The following is a 1,004-nucleotide window of genomic DNA, read 5'->3' as shown; positions in this document are numbered from 1 at the left end:
TCTTTCATTACAGTATTTCCATCTGGCTAACGCCCGCATTTGCGGCTGGTTTGGAGCGCAGCAAAAAACTAGTCCGCCAATATGCGCTTGTTATATTCACTTATCCATTGCTGCTTTTTGGTTGGCTTTAATTTTTTTATTTAGCTCTTTGCCTGCTTTTATCATCTCAGGCGTTAGTTCTTGCTGCATTAATTGATAGTGCCTAGCTTGGATAATTGCTAAAGACATTGATCTTGAAATAACGAAATCATCAGAGTTGTCTAATATCTTAGCCTTGGTTTCTTCAAGGCTATTATTTTTAACATCTCTTTGAATTAGCCATAGGAAAAGATCAGCTACTTGTAATCCATACGATATTTTTGAAGATTCTAATTTGAATTCTCCCAAGTCGTATTCGACCTCTTTAAATTGAGGGATACCACCGAATTTATCTTCTTCAAAATCGACACCAAAAAACATGCGGTGATACTCCCGCATCGATCCTTTGAATTCATCGCTCTGTTCATGAATAAGCTCAGAAACTGATACGCCATACTCTTTGCAAAACCTATGCGTGGCAGTTAATAAGCTAGAAAAAGCTATAATATTCGGCGTCTGTTTTTTATATGCGCTTTTACCTTTAGCTGATATTAGAGTGAAAATATCAGGGTTATCTATCGCGTAGCTTAGCCCTGCAGTGACGACTTCACATGCTCTTTTGTCGTAAATATATAGAGCTTTTTCCAGCAAGGCTTTGCATATATTGATTAGACCATCCAAATCGTCTTTTAAATAACAGTTCCAAAACTCAACGTCTAGATCGTCTTCCATCATGTCATCTATTAATATACATAATGTGTGTCTGAATAGTTCAGTTGTGTACCAGAAAGGATGGACGGCGGGGTTATCCCAACAATCAAAGACAGTATCAACAAATTTTGTAGGTGCTATATACCTTTTTTGAAGTGTTGTGTAATGAAATCTCCATTGAGGAGCCTGTAAATAATTTTGTGTAACTTCCTTTA

The 1,004-nt window shown here is 37.0% G+C and carries 1 protein-coding gene; it reads right to left on the bottom strand.

The annotated features are described in order from the left end of the window. Window positions 1-96: 96 nt before the first annotated feature. On the bottom strand, window positions 97-1,004 hold a 908-nt coding region (locus tag HMPREF3144_RS03750; RefSeq protein WP_083290375.1), incomplete at its 5' end, for a DUF3800 domain-containing protein.

Origin of the sequence: Oligella sp. HMSC05A10, from assembly GCF_001808335.1 — a bacterium.
Classification (GTDB): Bacteria; Pseudomonadota; Gammaproteobacteria; order Burkholderiales; family Burkholderiaceae_B; genus Oligella; species Oligella urethralis.
The sequence above is the reverse complement of the archived record's forward strand: the minus strand, read 5'-3'. Positions and strand labels throughout refer to the sequence as shown.